This window comes from Microbacter margulisiae (assembly GCF_014192515.1).
Taxonomy (GTDB): domain Bacteria; phylum Bacteroidota; class Bacteroidia; order Bacteroidales; family Paludibacteraceae; genus Microbacter; species Microbacter margulisiae.
The window spans coordinates 907,899-929,947 of the sequence record NZ_JACHYB010000001.1; the positions used below are offsets into that span (position 1 = coordinate 907,899).

Genomic DNA, 22,049 nt, shown 5'->3' on the forward strand with positions numbered 1-22,049 from the left:
CAAAATTGGAGAGAAATTGGAGAGAAACGGAGAATAGGTCCGTTTTCTGCTGTCTTCAGACACTCCTTTCTGCCATAAGGTTATCTTTTCATTTTATAAGGTGATTTTCGCCAGTGTAAGCTTGTTCAGGAGAGTCTATTCAATAAACGGTGTGAGTCTATTTAATAAAGTGTGTCAGGGAAGAATAAGAAGAATGATTTAACCTTACAAGACAGGGATTGAAAGCGATTCTATCACTAAATAAAACATCCCGCACAGCTAACCTCTGTACGGGATGTCACTTGTCAAAGGAAGCGCCTTATGCAAGGCATAGGGTTGTCTGCCGCGGTTCCCTTGTTTTCATTAATCAAAAAAAACAATCATTGTTGGTTGCCTGCCGTTTCTTCCCGCGCAGTGCGTCCCTGCCATACGGCATGCAGTTTTTCCCATTTTCGGAAAGCTTCTTCACGTTCTTCCGGATTCAGGTGTTCCCAGCGTTCACGAAATCTGTTCTTATGCGAATGAGCATGATCGTGAAAATGATGAAACCCACCCAGTAATAACCGTGATAACAACAACAATCCTGCAGCCTGCCAGTAGGTAATGAGCGGTGCTTTGAAGAGTCCCGGCAAAAGGGCATTCCAAAGCAACATAGTAACAAGAATCACTGCCGCAACAACTACCAGCACGAGCGGGAAGATCCAGATTTTACGTCGATGTGAATGAAATCTCATAATGATAATATATTAAAGGATTTGATATGATTCAATTTGAAGTGACTAATAAACTTTTTCTCCCATGTGTACTTTCTGGTTCGATCCTATTACCCGGCATCCTCCGTATCTGAGTCCCGAACGGCTTATCATGAAATGAAACTCAGCAGTGCTGTATATCTTTACATGTGCCGGTTCCAATACCCGGATAATCCTGTCGGCAAACCTGATGATCCTGCTGTCAGCGGTAGGATCAAGAATATAGACCCGTCCTCCTTTTCTCAAAAGCCGGTTCATTTCACTGAGCGCTTTATCAGGATGCAGGTAATGATGAAAAGAATGGGTGCATATAATGATATCGAACATATCGTCAGCCAGAGGGATTGACTCGGCATTGGCCTGCATGAATTGAATGCCGGGTCTGCCCTGGTAATTTTCCTTTGCTTTATCAATCATTTTGGCAGACATGTCCACCCCATAGAATGTCCCCTTGTCACCTACCACCTTTGCAGCATCTCCAACCGCCCATCCTGTGCCACATCCGATATCCAGCAATGACACTCCCTCTTTGATGGGTAAAAGAGCAATCAGATTATGTTGCGCCTTCCGCAGGTAATCATTCCTCCTATTTTTTGCGTCAAGGCCCTCTGCCCATCTATCCCATTTCTGTTCGTTCAATGTCTTGTGTTTTAATTCATCCATAAATGTCTCCTTTCTTTATAAGATTTGAAGGATTGAAGGATTAGTAAAAAAGTCAGCAACAGGTATAAAGTCTAAAGCCAATCTGTTATTTAAAAGAGCCAGGAATCAAGACAGATTCCCTACTAACTCCCGTCTACCATCTACTATCCACTTGGTTAGAGCTCTTCCTTAGCTTTATGTCTTCCCGTAACTTCTTTAATTTCAGATCTCCATATTCCTCCCTTATATCCAATTCTTATTGTTCAGTCAAAATAATCCATCATCTCATCATAGACCGTTTTCATCTGCCCGCGCAGGTATTGAACGGCATAATGTTTCCTCGATATCACCGTGTTCAGTGGATCTCCCGTTTGTTGTGCAATTTCACTGAGTGGGATTCCCTGTAATTCGTTCATCTCGAATACCAACCGTTGTTTGGGAGGCAATTCGCCAAGTGCCTTTTCCAGTCGTTTCCACATCTTGTCCGAGAGATACTCAAAATCGCATACCAGGTCTTCATCCGTGAAAAAAGCGTCCACTGCTTCCATCTCTTCATACAGTTCCGATTCATCCACTGCTTCCGGTAATCTTTCCGGTTTCTTTTTACGATACCAGTCGGTGATGCGGTTACGCGTTACGGTAAACAACCATGAGGTGATCTCTTCAATGGGTTTGGTCAGGCGATCCGTTTCCACCAATTGATAAAACACATCCTGCAAAATATCCTCCGCATCTTCTTCGGAGGAAACCCTCATTTTGATAAAAGCTCTCAACCGTGTGGTGTAGCTTTTGACGATGTCGGTGATGTTCAGGGTTTGTGTCACAATTACTGGTTTCTATAAGATAGACGAACGATGGTTTGTTCTATTTTAAAATCAGGTGATTTTTTTTACCGCAACAAATATCGGAATATCAACTGCTTTATTCCCCGGTCGTTAAAACAATACGAAGTTAAGGAAGTTATGGGAAGTATGGATATCGAAAAGATACAATGTCTGGCTTTTACTATGAGCTTCCCGAAAACTCCGGAACAAAAGAGTGATCTGCTTTTGAACATACGGAGATACACCCACCTTAACATCAGAGGTCAGAATATTCATGGTTACTAAAATATTATTCTCAAGTGTTATCCTGTCCCCTTTGGTGAAAGGGGACGAGCGGAGCGGAGGGGTTAGAAATCAAATAACCCCCGCTCGCGCCGATTTGTAATCGGTGTGTTGTTCGTCAGAACAAGAAAATGCTTGTTTTTTCGTTTCCGGTTTTCCGGGTTCATCTGCTGCATCCCGGTACTGACATTGTGCTTTGTCCGATATCATCACATGAGTATGATTTGCACCGATTACAAAGTTACACTAGCAGGAGTTCATTTCACCCTGCCGCCACAAACCCAGGTTTTGAGGTAATAATTGTCACTCAGATTGCTGACAACAACTCCCTTTGAAGTGGATGCGTGCAAGAATTTATTCTCTTTGAGATAAATGCCCACATGGTTAACATACGATTCAGGCTTACCGGTTGTATCGAAAAAGACCAGATCGCCCTCTTTAAGCTTCTTCTTACGTATTCTTTTGCAGTTGTACCTCAGCATCTCTTCCGAATTACGCTCAAGGATTTTGCCATAAACGGTTTTATAAATAGTATATACCAGAAAAGAGCAGTCTGTCCCTTTGCGGGATGTGCCACCATCCACATGCGGGACATGCAACCAGCCGGCAGCTTCTTTGTAAAGGGCAAAATTATCTTTCCGCCCTTTATTCAGGCCTAAAGCTTCATATACTGCTTTTTTATCCTGCTTTTTTTCAAGATGCCGCGATGTACCGCAACCGAAAAACGCCAACACAAGACACCAAAGAAGGAGATCACGAAGCTTTATCAACTTGTTCATGGACACTCTTATTGTATATGGTTTATAAGTAATCATTCCGGATCGTACAGAAGTAATACGCATGAGGCACCGGGCGTTTTAATCCATCATCTGCCATACTTCTGTTTTTCTCCTATTGTTTTAGTTTTCATGAAGATATCATTGGCATTTTTGATTTGTATTCTCAAACTCAAAACGACATTGAGGTTCTCTTTCTTCAAACACCTTTATAAAAAAAGCATTTCCGGCGTAAACAGAGGCAGCACCCACGGTACAAGCAGGAATGACTGAAATCAGATTCCCCTGCTGGCATAGCTCTGTGACCTTTGCCAGTGAATACCTTTGTCTGTGTAATTTTCCATGGTATATTATTCTAAAACAGTGTCTGAATTACGGTGCTCCCGGATTAAAAAACTCAGCAGCAAATATAGGGCATCTCTTTTGTTTCCGGGTCTTCTGGTTCATCTGCTGCATCTCAGTTCAGACAACATCAACCGGCATAAAACCTCCGGCTCATAACACTATTATGTAAGGATTACAAAAGCGCTGCAACATGGAAGAGCAAATGACTTAAAGTCATCCTGTTATTCTGAAGGTATGGGTAAGTGATGTTGTCTTAAAAAAGAAAGTTTATCCCAGTATCCTCTTTGAAATTTGATCTTGTCGTCAACAACATGAAAGAAACCACAACCTCTTAACCCAAGCGGGTCTTTCCATTCTAAAATACTCCACTCTCCATCTTCGAAAATATTTTCAACAATACAGACCATATCTGCTGCTGCAAATTCGCTTGCAAACATCTCTTTTATGTTTTCTTTCCCTATAATGGGTTCATTTGCTACCTGATAATTTATGGCATCCTCGTGGTATAACGCTGCTAAACCATTAACATCTTTTCGGTTAAATAATTCAACAAACGTTCTGACTATTTCATTTGGTTTCATACCTGTAGGTTAAAAAGTATTATCTGCGTTCAATCTCATTTCTTTTATTTTGTATTTGCGCTTATTCACGCAGTCTGTGAGCTGTGCCAATATAAACCAGCATACAACGGATCAATCGGGAAAGTTGTGTTTTTGTTGATTAAGCATAAATTTTTGTTAGTCTGAAAAGGAAAAAATTCACATCTCTCACGCCTCTGAAAGATGCCCTAAAAGCTTTGATTTTGGCATTGAATGATTCTGCAGAAGCATTTGTACTTCTGTGATTAAAATAATTCAGGATCGTCAAATAATGTGATTGAATGGTTCTGGTGATGCTTCCAAATGACAAAATACCTGAGTTATCAACCCTATCATACCACTGTGCCAGTTTAGCAAAAGCTACTCCTTTGTCTTTTGTTTGATGGTAAATAGCCCCCAATTGCAAGGAAAAATGATATGCTTTCTTTAGGTCAGGATACAGTTCAAAAAGAATTTCAGCTCTTGTTTTCTGAGAATATGTCCATGCTGTGGGTTTCTTAAACAACAAATATCTGCTACGCGCCAGTAGTTGCTTGAGAGTGTCTCCGTTTGCCAGAACCGGTGGATTGTATTTCCTTCCGCAGGCTTTCGCTAATGCCATATCGATCGTTTCCCTGTCCAGTGCATTCCAACGATGTTTAATTCTGAGCTCCTGAACGGCATCATAAGCCAACTGTTGAACATGAAACCTGTCGGTCACTCTACTGGCTTGGGGAAAGCAAATTTTGATCACGTATTCCATATTGGCTGCCATATCCATGGTAACTTCCCGGACTTTCCACCTGACACGCTTTGGCAGCTTGTTGAGAACCGCGACAATATCCTCTGCCTTAGTTCCCCGAACCATAGCCACAATGGTTCCTTTACCTCCTTTTGCCGCTTTGTTGGTGACAATAGTATATAGTTCTCCGTTAGACAAGCTGGTTTCATCTATACTTAAGAAGCGGCCTACATTATCCGGATAAAGCAGCCATTGGTGAGCATGAGATTTTTGATCCCACTGATGATAATCACTCAGATAGTCCTTGTATTGCTCTTGCAACTGCTTGCCATCCAGATAATAATGCACTGCAAGGGATTTAGCACTTATGGGATGAGTATCCAGGTAATTCTTTTAAAAAAGCCGCGAATTCCTGTGTAAATCGCGTTCCTTTTGCCGTAAGTTCCCAATTTCGGCTAACCACTTGGTTTGTATTGGCATTCAACCACCTTCGACACTTAATCTTCAAATCAAATACCTTTCCTCGTATTGGAAAATCATGTATGGTTTGTTCCTGATGAAAGCCATGACAACGAAGAGGTTCTCCTGCATACTCTGAAGGAATATCAGGCTTTTCTTCAAGATAAACCGCATAACCTATCCCAATGTTCCTAACTGATTTTATTTCAAAATACTCCAGAATCCCTTCTGGCAATATTAACTCCAACAACTGATGTTCCGCTGACTTTAATTCTGTCTCTTTTTCCATGAAACAAAATTATCATTTTTTATCCTCTAACACAACTTTTCCGATTGATCCCATACAACCTCCGGTTCATAGAGCAAGCGCCCGACCTCCCCCATCCCCTCCAAAGATATCAAAATTTCAATTCATTACATTCTTATGTTTTTGACACAAATTTATAATTTGCGCTAGCAAGGGATCATTTTCTTTTTAATCTGGATTTTTTATAATAAAATGACTTGGGTGGTTTGTTGTCAATGATTGCAATATTACAATTATTCAAAACTTGTTCAATCAGCTCAGCTTTGCAGTCAAACTGTATTGTCAAGTCAGTAATTGAAACACCTTTCAAATAACGATTTTGAATTGCTGTCTTGTCTGATTCTGTCAGAGTTCTTGCGCGAACATGTGTCGTTGCAGTGTCTGATGTCGTCTGTTCGTTTTGTTGTTTTTCTTTGTTGCCCGGGATTAGATCCTGATATGTGGTAAGCACTTTAAGTAAGTCGCTCAAAAGTGATGGATTTATTTTAATTACTCGTTTGTTATTTATTTCTTCGTCTTGAATTGTCTGCAAAATGCGAATGTATTGTTTGCCACTGTTATGCTTAACTAAGTCAATGAGATATGTACTTTTCTCAAATTCAAGCAAAGTTGTTTTCAGAATTTCTTCCATATTATTTTATTTGAGACTTATTGTCATTGCGTTAAAACAGTTTCAAGTTGGTATTATCACTCTCCGCTCGCGCCGATTTGTAATCGGTGTGTTGTTCGTCAGAACAAGAAAATGCTTGCTTTTCCAAAGCAACACACAAGGTGCAAACTTCCGCGAGCGGGGAAAACCGCTATGTTTTATGACCGCGTGTTGGCAAACGTTATTGTTTTCCATCATATCATCTCGCAGAATTGTAACTTTCAGGAGGCCCTAACTCGCTTGGCTTTACACCCCCGCAATCGATTACTAATTTTTGCAATATCAGCCCTTTGTCAATGACCCAGAATTTTAACGTATGTTCGCCTGTTTTACTGATTTTGTGAACGGATTCGTCAATCCTGACATTATCCATCATTACCTTATCGCTATTATTGTTTTGCCAATGTTCTCCGGGTTTTTTCAAGGTACTGTTAATAATTTGTGGCGTTTGATCATCAAATGCAATGGCGTAATGAAGTCCTTTGCCGCCACTGTAATCAATTGTAGAACCCAGGTATACCTGTACGTTCACTGTGCCGGTATCTTTCAGGAAAACTTTGTATTCAAGATGCGGTGCTGATTCGGTAGCTTCCTGTTTTGGCATGGTAGCTGGAAATAAAGTTATGCCGCTACCTATCTTACCGTAATTGTCTAGTCTGTGCCAGGAATATCCATTGCGGGAAATGGCATTGGAATAATTAACTGCGTTGATCGAAACATAACCATTACTTTCTACAAACCCCTTTCCGGCCAGGGTTTCTTTTGTTTCGGTGTTATTAACGGGAACTGTAACCGGTATTTTACGGTTCCCTGCGCCGGATATTGTCAGGTGAGCTTCATGCTTTCCTTTGGGTGCTTTTTTCCAGTCTATTGTTACCCACAGGCGTTCCTGCTCCACTACATTTCCTGACGAAGGGGACACTATCACCCAGGGAACATCAGACTTTACCGAATAATTAAATGGCGTTTTGCCACGGTTAAAAACTTCAATATAAAATGCAGTATCGTGATACGAATTAAAGGTCGGCAAAACGGCTTCGGTGGAATCATTAGGCCACCACTTGTCGGATCCTTCAATAGCCAGCCCCGTTTGTGCTTCCTTTTTCAAATCAAGGCGTGTTGTTGCCGGAATGGAATCAACGTCGGGTCCACGCCATGAAGTATAATTCACATGGGTTTGATCCATCATGTGGTCCCATTTGCCTTGTTTCAATATATGGTTGTAATAATACGAAAGCAATGAATCTTTTACATAGTACTCTTTAATGATTATCCGCAAAGCGACCTGTAGAAAAAGAGGCCAGAATTACGGTTGAGTTTGTAATAAAAAGTTCTCAATATATTTGTATAATTCATTGAAATACATTATATTTACAGCGTATTCAACAGTAAAAATACACGCTATGAATCTCTTGAATTTCATTCTAAATTTTCCCGATGAGGAATCCTGTATTGCGCATTTTAAGGCGCAACGGGATCAAATCGGTATTGTTTGTCCAAAATGCGGCAGCACAAAACATATTTGGCTTAAAAACAAGCTACGTTACGAGTGTACGCATTGTCATCATCGCCAGTCCATACGAAGGGGTACAGTATTAGAATTTTCTAAACTCCCTTTTCGTTACTGGTATGTTGCCATGCACCTTTTGACCAGTACCAAAAAATCTTTTTCGGCTTCCGAGTTGCAACGGCAACTGGGACATAAACGCTATCAACCCATTTGGGAAATGCACAAGAAATTGAGCGACATAATGGGTAAACGCGACAATGAATATCAGCTTTCGGGACAAATAGAACTTGACAATGCTTTTATTACCACTCTGATAAGTGATGACTGTAAGCAACAGAACTTAAAACGTGGTGCAGGCAGTCAGAATAAGTCTAAAGTCCTTGTAATGACAGAAAGCATTGTGGTTGAAAATCCAAAACCGGGTAAAAAGCCCAAAAAGATAAACCACATTAAAATGCAGGTAGTGCCTGATTTAAGAGCTGACACTGCCGTTGAAATTGTCAAAGAACAAATTGATTCAAAGGCGGAATTAACCACCGATGATTCAAAAACATTTTTTAAGCTACATCAAGCTGTGGAGTCTCAAAAGGCTCAGGTTATTGAACCAGAAGACCTTCAGAAGATACTTCCATGGGTTCATATCAGTATTGCAAACGTGAAACGTTTACTACTTGATATGCACCACCAGCTTAAAAAAGAGTATTTACAATATTATCTCAATGAGTTCTGCTATAAGTTCAACCGAAGATATTTCGGGGAAAAGATGTTCGATAGATTAGTGTTTGCCGCTGCAAATTACAATACCGATTTCAAATCCAGAATTTATAACAGGTCGCTTTGCGGATAATCATATACTCTTTTACCAGGTCTGCCATCTTATTGGTTGATGCCCTGCCTTGACCGGCATACATTTTATTTCGGGCAAGGGCATAAAACAACTCGTATAAATTGGAAACTGCCTGTATGGGATGCAGCACTGTTTCAAAGTAGGCATCTTTATCCTCAGCAGGTAATTCATTATTGATTTTTTCCGCATCATCACGAAGCTTTTTATAATTGGCTACAATAGTTTCAAATTCGCGATAATTAGTCAGGCTGAAACGGTTAAACATCAACATCAGTTCCGGTTTACGTAAGCCGTTATAGTTGCTGTACCGGGTCATCACCTTGCCTATTTGCGCGGCGTACTTCTCACCAAACTGTTGCTGTGCCCAACGAATCGCATATTCTTCCAATTTGTCTGATGTCCAATTATTAGGATTCCAGGCATAATCAAAATAAAAACTGATTGGAAATTCAAGCGGTTTTATATCCCCAACGTTTAGCATCCAGATACGGTCTATGCCATTTCTATAAGCCAGATGAAGCTGCTCCCATGTTTTTGCGATTTGAACCGTATTTATCCATTTATAACTCCACGGCCCTCCGTTAAAATCGAAATGATAGTAAATCCCATAGCCTCCCGCCCTTTTTGGTTCTGTAAGGTTGGGCAGGCGCCGAATATTTCCATAATTATCATCGCTAAATAAAATGGTAATGTCGTCGGGTACGCGCATCCCCATATCATAATATTTTTGCACTTCAGTGTACAAAGCCCAGACTTGTGGAATTTCTTCAGGTTTTTTGCCTGTTACTTCTTTAAGAATTTCCCGTTGATCTTTAATGATTTTTTCCAGCAGGGCAATGTTAGTGCTGTCTCCCATCGGCTTGTCTCCGTCGCCGCGCATCCCCATGGTAACAATTGTTTCAGTTTTTCCCATGTTTACGATTCCCTGGCGCCAGAAATTGCGCAACTCTGCTTCGTTATGTAAATAGTTCCATTCCCCTTTGCCGTAACGCTTCCACTCCTGTTGCGACCTGTCCATGGGTTCGTGGTGCGATGTTCCCATAACAATGCCATATTCATCGGCCAATTTCCTGTTTAACGGGTCATCATCATTAAAGGCATTATTCCACATGGCAGGCCACAGGTAGTTCCCTTTTAAACGCAATATTAATTCAAAAACTTTGGCATATACTTTAGAATTTACCCCGCCAAATTTTTCTTTTGCCCAACCCGTGAAACAAGGAGCTTCATCGTTTATAAAGATTCCCCTGTATTTTACTGCCGGACTGCCATCACTGTATTTTCCGGGTTTAATATATAAATTTTTATTCTTTTTAATAGGCACATCAGCCCACCAATACCAGGGCGATACGCCAATGTGTGATGACACATCATATATCCCGAAAATGGTACCCCGTTTATCGCTTCCTGCAATAATCAAAGCTTTGTCAACACCGGGAAAAGGTTTAATAAGGGTTTGGATTATAAATGCTTCCCATTTGCCTTTAATTTTACTCACATCGAGCTTTTTATTTTCAACCAACTTGTCAATAACAGGGCTTTTGCCCAACGTTCCCACGATTACCATCTCCTTTGGGGCAGGTAAATTGTCAAAAGCGATGTCCGGTTTGGCATCGGTTACTTTGCCGATATCCGTTTTTAAATCGTTTAAGGCGCGCAGTACTCCCGGATAATCTGTGGAATTAACAAATAAGGTAGTTGATTTACCCGATTCGGAAAGAGTAAAGAAATCTTTGCCTTTCGAAGTTGATACGTAATTAGTTCCGTCACTTACCTGTGCAAATGTTGATACAGAAAAAAGAAATGAAAAAACAATACTGTAATATATTTTCAGTCTCATAAATTAATATTTAAATCAAATTCTTTACAATTCAAAAGTAATAAATTGTGGTGTGAATACGGTGTTATATAGTGTTTGCCAACATCTGTGTATACGCCCCTCAATTGTATATACGCCATAGTATGGCGCATACATTTGCCTTATAAGTTTGCTACATTCGCTGTAATTAAGCTCATTATATCTATCTGGTATTTCTGTTTATGGCGTATATCCTTTTGTTGTAATATGCATAATATATCTCAGTTGTCCTGCTACCCGAATGTCCAGGTAAACTTTCTATGCAATCTTTTCCATCCGCTACTGTTTCATTTACTGTATCTGATTCTATCTCTCTGTATTCTATTATTCCGCAAATTCTACAATTCCGTAAATTCTGATTCAGACATTATTTTCCTCCGCTCGCACCGATTTGTAATCGGTGTGTTGTTCGTCAGAACAAGAAAATGCTTGCTTTCCCAAAGCAACACACAAGTTACAAGCTTCTGCGAGATGATCTGACAAAAATCAACACTTTCAACAAGGATGTCTTTATATTCATTTCTTGTAAAAACATCTACGCATGCAAGAACAGCAAAACTTACAAAATATACTCCTTCAGGATTGTGGAACTTATCATTTCTATTCCTGTTCTATACGTTTTTATTGCTCTTGCAGACCAAACCACAGATTATAAATTACGAGTGTTCGGAAGATTATTAAGTATTCAAAATTAGTAATTTCAGTTGCAATAAAGGGGGAAAAACAGACTGTTTTATCTCTGGAATTTCAAAAACGGAAAATAACCCTGATTTATCAACATAATTCACTGTAAGTTGTTGATAAATAATATGTATAACATCGTTTTTGACATATAATTATTTGGTATTTTTGCATCGAAATTAAACGAGTTTAGATGCACCCAAATAAGTCAATTAAAAACATAACAGTAAAAGAACTGTTGAGTGTTATCCCTGATGAGAAAATAAGTACGTTGGCCGCCAATACCCACGTGGATTATTGCACAAAGGTTTTGTATGGACGTTCCATGTTTTACATGATCCTCTATTCCTTATTAGAGTCTGATCGTACCAGTTTGCGTACAATGGAGGATATCTTTAATAGCGTAAAATTTAAATTTTTATTCAATCTGGATCAAAGCAAAACCGTCCGTTATAGTTCTATCTCGGAGCGATTATCAATAATGGACGTTAGCTTCTTTGAAAAACTGTTCGAGCATTTTTATAATCAGCTTAGTCAATTATATTCTCAGCAAGAACTTGATAAATATAATCTTGTCCGGGTTGATTCAACAATGGTTGCTGAAACTTCATCCCGTCTGTCACAAGGAATGAGAGTTGGTAAAATCGGGAACAAGAAAGTTACAAAAAAACAAGCCAAGTTTACAGTTGCATTTGAGGGCATACTTCCCTGTAATGTGGAACTGTTTTTAGATCAAAGTCAACTCAATGAATGCCTTACTATTCCACAGGTTATAAAAGATCATGCACACAAATACAAGCAACAGGTTTATGTATTTGACCGTGGAGTCAATAAACGAAGTGTTTTCGATGAACTCCAAAGTGATACTATTGATTTTGTTACCCGTTTGAATCCAGGTGCTTCGTATCAAAGTGTAGAAGTTCTTGAACAAGGCGACAGATTAATCGGAGATTTGAAATTACTTAAAGATGAAATCGTTTATCTGTATACTCGGGTCAATAATAGAAAAACCAGAGAATTGACCAGGGAAACCTTCAGACTGATAACTACCGAAAACAAGGATGGAGAAACCCTCTTGTTTCTGACCAATCTGAAAGGGGAAACAGCTGAGAATATAACTGCTTTATACCGCAAACGCTGGGATATTGAAGTATTCTTCCGTTTTATAAAACAAGAATTGAACTTCAGCCACTTTATGTCAACCAATGAAAACGGAATAAAGATTATTCTCTATATGACTTTAATTCTATCCATGTTGTTGTTGATTTACAAGCGATTGAATAATGTCGGTTATAAAACAGCCAAAAGACGATTTGGCATTGAACTGGATGAATTGATTATAGCCTTGATTGTCCGTTTTTGTGGCGGTGATCCATCGCTGGTATTCCGTTAAAAAAAGACTGCAATCAGTATCAATCAAAAAAATATATATCAAAGAACGCTTATCACAGCAATATATCAATCTTCCGAACACTCGTAATTATAAATCTGCGGCAGCGGGTGATATCGAACAATAGTTGAATACTTTCTCCGGCAATACTTCACATTTTTGTTTTTCAGATCGCTTTTTCTCTTGTAATGAAGGGAAGTGACTGGACAGAAGATCGTTAAATGGTTAAGTTATTAAATCACGTCACTGCTTCTCCGGTTTTTCAATATATCAATCCTTCCTGTTTTTTTCCATCAATTGCTGCCGGTATTTCCGGTATTCGATGATTGGTTTGTCGCCCATGATCAGTTTTTCATCCATTCTGTATTGCGATTTCTTAGGTCTCTGTGTTATCACTACGCGTTTGTCCTGACGCAGGATAACAATGCTCGTCACTTTACCGATATAACCAATCAGCTCTCTTAGAACCGGTATTTTCGTTAGGCGATGATAATACCTGATGTAAGTAATGCTGTTTTCGTCATCAACGGGCACAAAAGCAGCAAAAGCTCTTATCTTATCCGAAATATAATTTTGCCATATGTTGGGAAAATGAAACTGCAGATGGAACAGCTTTTCATAATCCCTGACCTCATCCGGTTTCAATGGCTTCGTGTGACCATCATCCACCCTGTTATCCACATAAAAAGTGATCATACCGTTTTCAGTTTTTACTACAGGACCGTTTACCAATGTTTTGTTACCCCGTCCGATGGTGGTACGGTGTACAAACGGTAGATGAACCACATCAAGCTGGTTTTCAATAGCTCTTGAATAATGAACTCCCCATGTATCTTTGAAACCGGAATAGGAAAAATGTTCCAATTCTTCAAAAAAGAAGGGTTTTTCTTCCATTTTTTCTTTGTCGCCATACCACATCCAAATCAACCCATAGGCTTCATACATTCCGTATGACTTTACCTGCATGGACTCGGGAACTTTAGCGTTTTTTCCGTTGGCAGGGATCAGGGTTACCTTTCCGTACTTATCATAAAGGAATCCATGAAAAGGACATTCCAGGTTTCCCCGGACAATCTCTGCACAAGAAAAAGAAGCTCCGCGGTGGCAACATTTATCTTCAATACAACACACCTCTCCTTTATCATCTCTCCATAAAATGATCTCTTCGTTCAACCGCTTCAGCTTTAGAGGCTTCCTGGCTTTTAATTCCTTCGATTCGAGTATTACATACCATTGATTGCAGATCATACTTTCTGTGGATTTATGGATTATTGCCTTCTTGTTTCGATGCTTTCCCGTTGCTTCCCAACTTTGCTGTTTAAGCTATAAATGTCTTTTTGTGCCGCTTCTGACCCTGTTTACAGGAACTTTGGCAAAGAGACCACCCTGCGCCAAATCATCAGGCACTATCCTGTTCCCGAAAACATAACCTCCCTGCCCTATTCGTCTCCCTCTATCCATCTCATCCTGTTTGGTCTTTTATTTTTCAGATTACTTTTCCCTTATCATGAAGAGAAGACAATGCTTTGCCACATCATTTTACATAATGATCCCAAACCTGTTTTGCTATGTCCGAAATAATCTTTTCATTTTTTTCCGGGCTCTCTGTTGAGTTGGATACATACACTGTAATGAAAAGAGGCGTTCCATCAGGAAGAAAAATAATCCCTGCATCGTTCAGCGCAGCAGTCATTCCTTTGCCATTCATCCCCGAACTACCCGTTTTATGCGCAATAACGGTTCCCGGAGGTAATTGTCCCTTCAGTTCTTTTGCCCCTGTGGATGTTGCTTTCATCAATCTCCAGAGAAGATCATAACTCTTTGCCGACAACAATCCGTTACGGTTGGTATAGGCACCTACCAGCAGGTTTGTCATGGCAACCGGTGTTGACCAGTTCCTGTATTGTGCGTTCCATTGCTGATGCATTCCCTCCTCATTGGTTTTTATAGAAATATCGTTATATCCATTACGCTGTAAAAATGTTTCCACTGCTTTCGGGCCGCCAATCAGCCGTAACAACACGTCGCATCCCACATTATCGCTTTGTGTGACGGTGTATTCAAGAATTTGTCCGATAGTCAACACTGTTCCCCGGGGAAATTTGTCTTTAATCGGACTCCATGTCTTTGCCGGCAAATCTTTCTCTGTGATGTGTACTTTCTGATTGAGTGTTAATGTGCCTTTATCAATTTTTGAAAGGATTGCCAGTGCAATGGGAAACTTAAAAACGCTTTGCATCGGGAAATGCACGTTGCCATTGATGGTAATGGTGTCCCGGTAATGATTAGCAACAACTGAAACACCTACTGTTGCTTTCTTTGTCTTTATCAAATGCCCGATTTCCGTCTGTAAACCGTTCACTTCTGCTTTTACCGGGATAAGGGGAAAAACGATGCACAACAGGATAACTGTTTTCCGTATCATACGGGATGCTATTTTTATCGGTACCATGAGTTCACTGATCTGTCCTTTGTTTTTTATTTCAACTTATCTATCTCCAACCCCTTAAAAGGGGCTATCTCATCCTTTTTATTTAGCTGATAATCCTTATATTGCCAGATTGAAGTCCCCTTTAGGAGATTTAGGGGTAACTTTCATTCACTTTCTCAACAACTCCCTCACTATATCCCCAAACACAAGCAATGAATCCCTTAGCCAAGTGTTGGTCACTTCCACTTCCTGACCTTTTGAGTCAAGATAAATATGTGTCCATGAACCTGTAGGTAAAGTGGATTGTCTAAAATCACCATTGATTTGTATTTGATTGTTCATCGCTTTCTGCAACGACGAAAAAGAGGATGTGTTGCTGCTGTTGAGATCAATATTAAACTGGGCTACAGTATCCCGAAATGCATAACGGCTAATCACGGCTTTAAGTTCTTCGGGATTATCCGTCGGATACAATTTAAAGTCCAACTGTCCGCCGCCTTCAGTCACATAATGCATTGCATCATAGTATCCTTTTACGTTACTGGAGTCTTGTTGGCATCCTGCAAAGGCCATTATCGCAAACAATAATGGAATCATTGAAATTAGGTATCGTCTTTTCATTTTGTGTAATAATTTTGATTGTATGTTTAATCGGCTCAATCGGTGTCAGCACTATAATTGGAATAATTAAATGATTCCATTGATGTTACTTTCGTCTGCCTGCCTGTTTTTGATCTCAGGGTTGCCTTGGTTGGCCTGTTTGAACTTTTTATTGATAAGTCTTTTTTGTTGCAGGCTTTTAGCTCCAAAATTAATTAATAGTCCCACCTCAAGGTCATAGGCTTCCAGATAATTCTTCGCTTGTGCCAAATGGACATCTTCCAATAAGGTCACAGCTTTTATCTCAAGCGATACAACATCTTCTACCAGGAAATCAACTCTCCGTGTGCCAATCTGTTGTCGTTTGTAATATATCGGCATCTCATGTTCCCTGCTGAACTTTAGTTCTGCATCTTCCATTTCTATTGCCATGGCTCTTTGGTAAATGACTTCCTGAAATGCGGAGCATTCACGAACACCAATAAAAAATAGACACTCAGTGAGTAAAGCCATTCCCTAATGCAGAATGAACTTTCATGGCACATCCGATAATCTTACTTGTAAGTTTGGAATACTGATATTCCTCGTTAATCATTTCCATTATATAATCTTATAAATCTCACCACAGCCATTTTATTTCCACCATAAGATCTTCTCTTCTCCGGCTTTTGTTCAATCGGTGTCGGCACTGTGATTTTTATAATGATAGGATTCAATTGATTTTTTGTGTTATACATAAGAATCCACGATCAGCATCAATGGCTTTTCCCTGTTGTCAAAACACTTATCACCTCCTTTAATCATCCCCATCATTTAATCACATAAATCATGGTGCTGACATTTGTTTCAATCACACAAATCACAGTGCTGACGTTTTCCCTCAATCTTACGAATCTCACCACAGCCATTTTATTTTCACCATAAGATCTTCTCTTCTCCGGCCTTTGTTCAATCGGTGTCGGCACTGTGATTTCTATGATGATAGGATTCCATTGATTTTCCTTATCTCATGCATAACGATTCGTCAATTTAGTGGATTGTAATTTTAAATCCATGTTCTAGTATCGTTTTAAAGTAGCATACAACTTTTGCGGTATGGCCAGTAAGGGATTGCGGAGCGACGTTTCTATCAATCGAGACGAAAAATTGATGCGGGTGATGAGCTTCGCATACCACTGAAACCCTTATTGACTGCTACACTTTGTTGGCACCAGTACTTCTATAAACTCTCAATAAATTCATCAAACATCTTGTCGATCAATAAAGATTGATCAATAGAAAGATCATTGATATCTTGTAAATTGTCCTTAAATTTCTCTTTCGTCTCTTTAGCTAATTTGATAAACTCCTCTGTCGCAATACCGTTATATTTGTCATTTAATATTGTTCTCATATCATTAATGACTTTGTTAAATATCTTTTCCATATTTTTTAATGTTTTAATATAAATAGCATCCATTTTGAAAAATAAAACTCATGAAAAATAATAGTAAAATCTTCCTTCGTTTTTATTGTATTGAATTTGACCATTTTCTTTAGCCCACTTCTTCCAGAATTTTGTAACATTATTAACTCTTCCTTCGGAATCGACATGCTTAAATTCATTAATATTTGTCGAAGAAATAATTGTCTTTTTGTACGTTGTTCTTACTTCTTCTATCATTGATTTTACAATACCTTGTCTAGAGACCTCTGGAATATTCTGATTGTCTATCATATAAATAAGGATTTTTGAGTCCTGTACGAATAATATTTTAAATACAAAATGCTTCCAATGTTTAGAATTCGGTTCAAATATTTTAAAATAAACACCTTGATATTTATCTACGGAAAGTGGTTCTTCTAATACATCGAATGTTTTTTTAATTCCATCTTTGTCAATAGTTTCAATTCTCTTAATCATCGTGAGTGTCGTCAGTTTAATATTAGTGCCAACGGACGGAACTATATATAGTTGGGGATTGTGGGCTGCTTTCCTGTCCACCTACACTGAAGTTAATACGGGGCAGAATGCTTGAATTACCACTGAAACCCTTATTGCATATAGCCTTTGTAGCGGCTTGGTTTTTTATATATCATTTTCAATTTGTTCATATGTCAAAATTCTACTTGCAAGCCTGTCTATAGTGTCGGGCGAAAACCTGTCTTTAACCTGTCTTAAGTGTGAGATTAATGGGTTGATATCACTGTCTTTTTCAACTATCAGATATTTTATGTCGTCAGGTTGAAAGCTTAGTTGTATATGTGCTACTTTTCGGTTGTATTCTGCCTTTTGTTCTGAAGGCCGTATTTTATTAATTGGAACAAAAGCAAGGCAATTCTCAGAAAGAGATGGAACGAATCTCCATTCTCTTTCATTAGCAAAAACGTAATTCTTCTTTATGGGTTTATCTGGTCTGATTAAGTCACCTTTATAATTTTTAATGTACCGCAAAGTGTTAATTGTATTATTATAAGCTGTTTCATATTTGCCTGTTTCATCATTTGAATAAGCTACAAGTTTGAAAAAGTCTTCAATTCCGCTGATAAAGTTTTCAGTAAACAAACTCTCTTTGTTTGCATACATTACAGGATTTAAGCCTTTTCTTACAGCCCATTCTTTCGTCATTCCTATTCCAAATTTTCCATAAGTACCTATGTTTTCTTTAAGTTCAGATAGTCGAAGATCACTAAATGAAACCATAGGAACAGCAAATTCTTTTTCCTTTCTTCCACCTATTATGCGTTCTCTGGCATAAGAAACTTTAAATGTTTCACTAAGAATGGCCTCAAGACTTTGTTTTGTCGTGAAGTGAAATAGTATGTCAGGATATAGTGCCATATTTTATCATTTAATTAATGTTTCGTTGCTATTTGAACTTGCCGCTAACATCTGTGTATACGCCATTGCATGGCGCATATATTTGCCTTATTAAAATCGAATATCTACTGAAATACAACATGTTGAATAATCTGAAGCTATTTGATTGATGGCGTATATCCAAACGTTAACTATTTATATTTCTAACTTGTCCAATGGGTTTTTTATCTGTTCAAATCCCTTGTTTGTTATATCGGTATAAATCCCGATAGCTTTGCTGCTGCGGGGATTTTCCCCAATTTTACAAATCTCACTACAGCCATTTTATTTTCATAATAAGATCTTCTTTTCTCCGGCATTTATTCAATCGGTGTCCGCACTGTGATTTTTATGATGAAGAGATTCTTTTGATTTTTGTATGTTATACATAAGAATCCACGATCAGCATCAATGGCTTTTCCCTGTTGTCAAAACACTTATCACCTCCTTTAATCATCCCCATCATTTAATCACATAAATCAAGGTGCTGACATTTGTTTCAATCATATAAATCAAGGTGCTGACATTTTTTCCAATCTTATAAATCAAGATACAGCCATTTTATTTTCATAATAAGATCTTCTCTTTTCCGGCCTTTGTTCAATCGGTGTCCGCACTGTGATTTTTATGATGATAGGATTCCATTGATTTTTGTGTGTTATACATAATAATGCGTTATTTGCATAAGCTGCTTTTCCTATCGTCGGAATCATCATATTCCGCTTTAATCATCCAAATCATTGAATCATATAAATCATGGTGCTGACATTTTCCCCCCAATCATTGAATCATACAAATTACCGTGCTGACGTTTTCCCTCAATCACACGAATCTCACCACAGCCATTTTATTTCCACCATAAGATCTTCTCTTCTCCGGCTTTTATTCAATCGGTGTCGGCACTGTGATTTTTATGATGATAGGATTCCATTGATTTTTTTGTGTTATACGTAATAATCCACGATCAGCATCAATGGCTTTTCCCTGTTGTCAAAACACTTATCACCTCCTTTAATCATCCCAATCATTGAATCATATAAATCATGGTGCTGACATTTTCCCCAATCTTACGAATCTCACCACAGTCATTTTATTTTCATAATAAGATCTTCTCTTCTCCGGCCTTTGTTCAATCGGTGTCGGCACTGTGACAAAGTGAATTGAAAATCAACGCAACTAATACGGTTCAACCGACGCTTCCTTGCTGGGTCGTCCCGACCGCAGGAAGCCTAAGTATTAGCTGCAGCCATTTTTTCTCTCCGTAAAGTAATTATTCGCAAGTTGTCATCTATATTCACCATACTCAATAAATATGAGTAAAGTTGCAATAATAAATAATCCTAATCCGATACTTATAAAAATCGCTTCCAATAATCTATTGGTCAGCATTCCAATACCAATACCAATTAAAATGGAACCAAAAATTATCAAGACGCAGAGAATGAATTTCAACGATTTATTAAACAGTTTCGTCTCCATTTTGATATTTTTTTAAGTGACGATTATATAGTCTATTTTTTTCTCTCTTTGATAGATTCCCCTTTTTTGTCTCTTCTTTTACTCCTTCCCACTCAAGTTTCAATAAATCTTGAGTAAGGCATATTAGTTTATCTATTTCAACTGTCGTATTTTTGAAATCAGAGTTAAGTACACTATTATAAATAGAATCGACGGAATTAACAATCAGGCTGTCAATCTTGTCATTTTTGTCAAGTTGTAATTTGATTAAATATCTTAGTTGTTGTAATTTGAAAAGTTTCTCTGCTTGGACGCTTTTAGTTGCAATAGTGATAAGATAAGTCAAACTACAATATTCTGCTATTGCATTTCTAATTGTGTCCATCCATTTCGCTCTCAAAGTCGTGACGGAATTTATGAATATTGTTTTTTTAGAATTTTGTACTCCAATGTATATACTTGTTAGTCCAATTATCAATGATACTAAAATTCCTACTAAAGTAATAATTTTGTCAATTGCCATCTCTTTATTTCTTTATGGTTGCAGCTAACGTTGATGGTATGGTGTCGTGCGGGATTACGAAACGATTTCCTATCAGTTTACACTTACTTTTTTTACGAGCCACAAACGCTCGAAAACCTCTGAAACCCGCATGCACTATACCATGTAGTAGTTGTTTTTTTCTTTTATTGTCCACCTGACATAGGCATCAATTTGGTAAATAATTCATCAATTTCATTGTCAAGCCGTTCATTTAATCTTAATTTCAATCTCTTTATCATTCGTGTTGACTTGAACCAAACATATGGATTAATTTTCCAAGCAATATCTCTTATGTCCATTTCTAGGTCATTTAAAGTGTCTTGAAAAAGATCTGGTTTTAAAGTTTCCATAACCTGTTTGACTCCAATCTCTATTTCGTTTTTATCGTTTGGAAATTGCTCTTTCAAATTATCAAACAAGTTTTGGATATTATCAAAAGTCTCAATCACCTTTGTTTTACCATTCAAATAATAAGCAGTTAAAGGGTCAATTGTCGCTAAAGTTTTAATCGAATCTTGATATCCTTCTTGAATTACCTTTAAATCTTTAATCAACTCAGGTTTCAAATAATCAATCAATATCCTAGTATAGATTGATTGCATAATCATTTTCATTTCTGGAGTTTGCTCATTCACAGGAATTTTGGAATGCACCTTATCTGTAATTTTCTGAACGAACTTATCAAAATCACTTCGAATGAATATGAAATAAGTCTCAAGAAGATTGTATAGAACAACTTTTAAATTTTTTTTATCTTCCTGTCTTGTTCTAAACCACTGTCCAACTTGATTAAGCATCCATCCAAAAGCAATTCCAATCACAGAAAAGATGAATCCCCATAATATTTTGTCAAATTCCTTCATGTAGTACGCTTTTTTACAATGAATGCTAACATCTGTGTATACGCCATTGCATGGGCATATATTTGCCTTATAAGAATCGGATAGCTATTGAAATACAACATGTTAAATAATATTCAGCTATTTGATTTATGGCGTATATCCAAACGTTAACTATTTATATTTCTAACTTATCCAATGGGTTTTTTATCTGTTCAAATCTCTTGTTTGTTATATCGGCATAAATCCCGATAGCTTTGCTGCTGCGGGGATTTTTCTCAATCTTATCAATCAAGATACAGCCATTTTATTTTCACCATAAGATCCTCTCTTCTCCGGCCTTTGTTCAATCGGTGTCCGCACTGTGATTTTTATGATGATAGGATTCCATTGATTTTTGTGTGTTATACATAATAATCCATGATCAGTATCAATGGCTTTTCCCTGTTGTCAGAACACTTATCACTTCCTTTAATCATCCTAATCATTGAATCATATAAATCATGGTGCAGACATTTGTTTCAATCATATAAATCACAGTGCTGACATTTGTTTCAATCACACAAATCATGCTGCTGACATTGTTCCCGATTGCTATCAAAGCAACCCTGTAACATACCATATTGTTAAGATAATACGGCCTTAAAGTTCACGATTATTTTTTAGACATCCAAACATTTTTGGCATTATTTTTCGCCTACATTGAATTTTTTTGGC

General features: G+C 38.1%; 21 protein-coding genes. 2 read left to right on the forward strand and 19 right to left on the reverse strand.

The genetic code is table 11. From position 1 onward, the window contains the following. Positions 1-359 precede the first annotated feature (359 nt). From FHX64_RS03730 to FHX64_RS03770, 9 genes are all read right to left on the reverse strand, one after another. A complete protein-coding gene (locus tag FHX64_RS03730; RefSeq protein WP_183412488.1) occupies positions 360-713 on the reverse strand; it encodes a hypothetical protein in 354 nt (117 codons plus the stop codon). Between the two features lie 45 nt (positions 714-758). Beyond that, positions 759-1,394: a class I SAM-dependent methyltransferase gene (locus tag FHX64_RS03735; RefSeq protein WP_183412489.1), complete on the reverse strand. Its 636-nt coding sequence runs from the start codon at positions 1,392-1,394 to the stop codon at positions 759-761. Between the two features lie 242 nt (positions 1,395-1,636). Beyond that, positions 1,637-2,197, reverse strand: coding sequence for a sigma-70 family RNA polymerase sigma factor (locus FHX64_RS03740; RefSeq protein WP_183412490.1), 561 nt, complete (start codon positions 2,195-2,197; stop codon positions 1,637-1,639). A gap of 539 nt (positions 2,198-2,736) precedes the next feature. After that, positions 2,737-3,258: a C40 family peptidase gene (locus FHX64_RS03745; protein WP_183412491.1), complete on the reverse strand. Its 522-nt coding sequence runs from the start codon at positions 3,256-3,258 to the stop codon at positions 2,737-2,739. A 563-nt stretch (positions 3,259-3,821) separates the two neighbouring features. After that, the gene (locus FHX64_RS03750; RefSeq protein WP_183412492.1) at positions 3,822-4,181 is read right to left on the reverse strand and encodes a nuclear transport factor 2 family protein; all 360 of its coding nucleotides are present in this window, start codon (positions 4,179-4,181) and stop codon (positions 3,822-3,824) included. 139 nt (positions 4,182-4,320) lie between these two features. Beyond that, the gene (locus FHX64_RS03755; RefSeq protein WP_425487950.1) at positions 4,321-5,268 is read right to left on the reverse strand and encodes an ISAon1 family transposase; all 948 of its coding nucleotides are present in this window, start codon (positions 5,266-5,268) and stop codon (positions 4,321-4,323) included. Between the two features lie 10 nt (positions 5,269-5,278). After that, positions 5,279-5,668 carry an ISAon1 family transposase N-terminal region protein gene (locus FHX64_RS03760; RefSeq protein WP_183411864.1) on the reverse strand — a complete coding sequence of 130 codons (390 nt, stop codon included), beginning with the start codon at positions 5,666-5,668 and terminating at the stop codon, positions 5,279-5,281. Positions 5,669-5,843: 175 nt separating this feature from the next. After that, the gene (locus tag FHX64_RS03765; protein WP_183412493.1) at positions 5,844-6,317 is read right to left on the reverse strand and encodes a hypothetical protein; all 474 of its coding nucleotides are present in this window, start codon (positions 6,315-6,317) and stop codon (positions 5,844-5,846) included. Between the two features lie 217 nt (positions 6,318-6,534). Then, positions 6,535-7,524 carry a hypothetical protein gene (locus tag FHX64_RS03770; protein WP_183412494.1) on the reverse strand — a complete coding sequence of 330 codons (990 nt, stop codon included), beginning with the start codon at positions 7,522-7,524 and terminating at the stop codon, positions 6,535-6,537. 214 nt (positions 7,525-7,738) lie between these two features. Between FHX64_RS03770 and FHX64_RS03775 the strand changes: the two genes are divergently transcribed. Continuing rightward, positions 7,739-8,692, forward strand: coding sequence for an IS1595 family transposase (locus tag FHX64_RS03775; protein ID WP_183411871.1), 954 nt, complete (start codon positions 7,739-7,741; stop codon positions 8,690-8,692). Here the strand turns inward: FHX64_RS03775 and FHX64_RS03780 are convergent. Beyond that, positions 8,655-10,532: a glycosyl hydrolase 115 family protein gene (locus FHX64_RS03780; protein WP_183412495.1), complete on the reverse strand. Its 1,878-nt coding sequence runs from the start codon at positions 10,530-10,532 to the stop codon at positions 8,655-8,657. The two genes, FHX64_RS03775 and FHX64_RS03780, sit on opposite strands and share 38 nt — an antisense overlap. Before the next feature lie 892 nt (positions 10,533-11,424). Between FHX64_RS03780 and FHX64_RS03785 the strand changes: the two genes are divergently transcribed. Next, positions 11,425-12,624, forward strand: coding sequence for an IS4 family transposase (locus tag FHX64_RS03785; RefSeq protein ID WP_183411863.1), 1,200 nt, complete (start codon positions 11,425-11,427; stop codon positions 12,622-12,624). Between the two features lie 267 nt (positions 12,625-12,891). Here FHX64_RS03785 and FHX64_RS03790 read toward each other — a convergent pair whose 3' ends face one another. From FHX64_RS03790 to FHX64_RS03830, 9 genes are all read right to left on the reverse strand, one after another. Further along, positions 12,892-13,869, reverse strand: coding sequence for an aromatic ring-hydroxylating oxygenase subunit alpha (locus FHX64_RS03790; protein ID WP_183412496.1), 978 nt, complete (start codon positions 13,867-13,869; stop codon positions 12,892-12,894). 286 nt (positions 13,870-14,155) lie between these two features. After that, positions 14,156-15,064, reverse strand: a complete 909-nt coding sequence (bla, locus tag FHX64_RS03795; protein ID WP_183413516.1) for a class A beta-lactamase, subclass A2 — start codon at positions 15,062-15,064, stop codon at positions 14,156-14,158. A gap of 156 nt (positions 15,065-15,220) precedes the next feature. Next, positions 15,221-15,649, reverse strand: a complete 429-nt coding sequence (locus FHX64_RS03800) for a hypothetical protein (RefSeq protein ID WP_221202140.1) — start codon at positions 15,647-15,649, stop codon at positions 15,221-15,223. Between the two features lie 90 nt (positions 15,650-15,739). After that, complete coding sequence (locus FHX64_RS03805) at positions 15,740-16,165, reverse strand: GxxExxY protein (RefSeq protein ID WP_221202141.1); 426 nt, start codon at positions 16,163-16,165, stop codon at positions 15,740-15,742. Positions 16,166-16,871: 706 nt separating this feature from the next. Then, the gene (locus FHX64_RS03810; RefSeq protein ID WP_183412498.1) at positions 16,872-17,078 is read right to left on the reverse strand and encodes a hypothetical protein; all 207 of its coding nucleotides are present in this window, start codon (positions 17,076-17,078) and stop codon (positions 16,872-16,874) included. Positions 17,079-17,126: 48 nt separating this feature from the next. Further along, positions 17,127-17,555 (reverse strand): hypothetical protein, encoded by a 429-nt coding sequence (locus tag FHX64_RS03815; RefSeq protein ID WP_183412499.1) that lies wholly within the window; start codon positions 17,553-17,555, stop codon positions 17,127-17,129. A 165-nt stretch (positions 17,556-17,720) separates the two neighbouring features. Then, a complete protein-coding gene (locus FHX64_RS03820) occupies positions 17,721-18,473 on the reverse strand; it encodes an abortive infection system antitoxin AbiGi family protein (RefSeq protein ID WP_183412500.1) in 753 nt (250 codons plus the stop codon). 1,477 nt (positions 18,474-19,950) lie between these two features. Beyond that, positions 19,951-20,472 carry a hypothetical protein gene (locus tag FHX64_RS03825; RefSeq protein WP_183412501.1) on the reverse strand — a complete coding sequence of 174 codons (522 nt, stop codon included), beginning with the start codon at positions 20,470-20,472 and terminating at the stop codon, positions 19,951-19,953. A gap of 164 nt (positions 20,473-20,636) precedes the next feature. Beyond that, on the reverse strand, positions 20,637-21,356 hold the full coding sequence (locus FHX64_RS03830; RefSeq protein WP_183412502.1) for a hypothetical protein: 720 nt from the start codon (positions 21,354-21,356) through the stop codon (positions 20,637-20,639). Between the last annotated feature and the right edge of the window lie 693 nt (positions 21,357-22,049).